The sequence below is a fragment of the Mameliella sp. CS4 genome (assembly GCF_019392335.1).
Taxonomy (GTDB): domain Bacteria; phylum Pseudomonadota; class Alphaproteobacteria; order Rhodobacterales; family Rhodobacteraceae; genus Antarctobacter.
In genome coordinates this window covers 1-1,199 of sequence record NZ_JAHXRQ010000073.1, presented here as the reverse complement: position 1 = coordinate 1,199, position 1,199 = coordinate 1, and the positions used below count along the sequence as shown (strand labels likewise).

At 58.7% G+C, this 1,199-nt stretch carries 2 protein-coding genes; one reads left to right on the top strand and one right to left on the bottom strand.

The features are described 5' to 3' along the window. Positions 1–953 (top strand): IS110 family RNA-guided transposase (locus tag KZZ07_RS26565; RefSeq protein ID WP_219519913.1); only part of this gene is annotated, 953 nt, incomplete at its 5' end. A gap of 53 nt (positions 954–1,006) precedes the next feature. Here KZZ07_RS26565 and KZZ07_RS26560 read toward each other — a convergent pair. After that, positions 1,007–1,199: hypothetical protein (locus KZZ07_RS26560; RefSeq protein WP_219519910.1), on the bottom strand; the 193-nt coding region annotated here is incomplete at its 5' end.

Sequence of the window (1,199 nt, the reverse complement as noted above, 5' to 3'; positions counted from 1 at the left end):
ACGGCCGCGTGATCTTCAATAAGGCCATCAAACGCGCAAAGATGCTCGCATTCTTTGAGACGCTGCCACCTTGCACGGTCGGAATGGAAGCCTGCGGATCGTCCCATCACTGGGGACGCCAGCTGCGCAAGCTTGGTCACGACGTAAAGCTCATGCCCGCCGGATACGTCAAACCCTATGTGAAGCGCGGCAAGAACGACGCCGTGGATGCGGAGGCGATCTGTGAAGCGGTCCGCCGCCCGACCATGCGCTTCGTCGAGATCAAAACGGAGGAACAGCAGGCTATCCTTTCACTCCATCGGACCCGCGACCTGGCCGTCCGGCAGCGCACCCAACTGGCCAATATGATACGCAGCCTCTTGCGCGAGTTTGGGCATATCCTGCCGATCGGGATCGAAGCGGTGACAGCTTTCGCGAAGCGTCACCTGGCTGGTGATCGCCCGGACATGCCCGAGATCGCCAACGGCATGCTCGGTATCCAATGCTATCAGTTCATCGGCCTTAACGAACGCATCGAAGGCTATTCGAAGATGATCGAGCAACATGCCCTGCTGAGTGCAGACGCACGCCGATTGATGCGCATGCCTGGCATCGGGCCGATCACGGCGTCAGCGATTGTCGCAACGATTGGCGATGCAAAACAGTTCCGAACCGGACGTGACCTGGCGGCGTGGCTTGGGCTCACCCCGCTCAACAAATCCAGCGGCGGCAAGGAACGTCTTGGCAAGATCACCAAGCAGGGTGACCGCTACATTCGCAAGCTTCTGGTCGTCGGCATGACATCGCGCGCGGTGATGGCGAAACGTGCGCCGGAAAAGGTTGATCTGTGGACGGCGAAGATCATTGCAGACAAGCCATTCCGATTGGCAACGACCGCCATGGCGAACAAAGCGGCACGGGCCATCTGGGCAATGCTGACAAAGAAACAGGAATACCGGCAGCCCGCGTTCTGACCGCGCCAGCCGCCAAGAGATGCAAGACGTTGAAGTGATGATGCGGAAGTAAGTCAACCAAGAGCAAGGACACTCCGGGAATGGCAGCGGCCCTTCGAGGCCGATGAGCCGATTGGACCCTCGCTCGCGGAATTCATCAAGGCCAGCGGAACACCACCGCATAAACAGGCCGAACAGACGACGGTACTGACAAAAACACCGCAAAAATCACCAGAAAACTCTTGCAATGCAGGAGCCACCCACAGA